General features: G+C 73.0%; 1 protein-coding gene. It reads left to right on the top strand.

Features of this window, described 5'->3' with window-relative positions; all coding sequences use genetic code 11:
- Nucleotides 1–152: 152 nt before the first annotated feature.
- Nucleotides 153–1,140: endonuclease domain-containing protein (locus tag WFH32_RS19230; protein ID WP_336708892.1), on the top strand; the 988-nt coding region annotated here is incomplete at its 3' end.

Below are 1,140 nucleotides of genomic sequence, written 5' to 3'. Positions count from 1 at the left end.
TGAGTTCACGCCCCTGATTCGTGCGATTCAGGGGCGTGAACTCACTTCTCGGCGGGACACGGCGAGTGTCCACAGGTGCGCCGCAGGCGCCCGTGTCCACAGCTCGCGCGCTTCAGCCCCCGCACCCACTCCCGTCGCGGCACAGTGCCCGCATGCGCACCGACGAGCCCTTCACCCTGGCCGAGGGCCAAGCCTCCGGGCTCTCCCCGAAGGCGCTGCGGCACCGGCGCCTCGCGATCCCGACCCGCGGCCTGCGCGTCGCGGCAGAGCAGGCCGACGCTCTCCCGGTCCGGGCCGCCGCCATCTTGCGATGCGCGCCCACAGGCTCCGCGATCAGTCACGGCAGTGCGCTTCGTCTCCACGGCGTCGACCTCCCCTGGCAGGTCACACGCGATGATCGCGTGCACCTGAGCGTCCCCGGCAGCGCCGTCGTCCCACGTCGCACCGGATACGTGGCCCACACGTACGGCGCCGACCAGCTGCCGGTGCGGCTCCTGAACGGGCTGCTGGTCGTCACCCCCGAGCACGCGTGGCGACAGCTCGCCGGAACCCTGCCTCGCGACGAGCTGATCGTGCTCGGGGACTCGCTGCTGCGTCGCAAGTCCCCTGCCTCGACGCTCGGGCAGCTGCGGGAGACCGTGCGGGGCACGCCGGCTGGTGCACGCGGAGTCGCACGGATGCGGACCGCCCTTGACGACCTCCGCACCGGGACCGACTCGCCCATGGAGACGCGAACCAGGCTCGTGCTCGTCCGCGCGGGCCTGCCGTGCCCGCAGGTCAACGTCCCGGTCCTCGACGAGGACGGCCGTTTTGTCGCCCTGTCGGACATGGTCTACGTCGCCGAGAGAGTCGCGATCGAGTACGACGGCGACGTGCACCGCACCGACGCACGGACCTGGCGCCGGGACGTCGCGAAGAGGCAGTGGCTCGAGGACCTCGGGTGGCGGACCGTGGTGGTAACGGCCGACGACGTCTATCGCCACCCATCGCGTCTCGTGGCGCGCGTTGCCGCCCTGCTCAGGTCACGCGCAGTCCCGGGCCGTGACGAGAAGTGGGGGGGGGGCCCCCGCGGGGGGGGTTGGAGGGGGGGGACGGAAAGGCGAGGGCCGCCGCGCCCCCGCCGAGCAAACGCCCGGCCCC

It is taken from the genome of Oerskovia sp. USHLN155 (assembly GCF_037145535.1).
In the GTDB taxonomy this organism is placed as follows: Bacteria; Actinomycetota; Actinomycetes; order Actinomycetales; family Cellulomonadaceae; genus Oerskovia; species Oerskovia rustica.
This window is presented reverse-complemented; position numbering and strand designations above follow the sequence as displayed.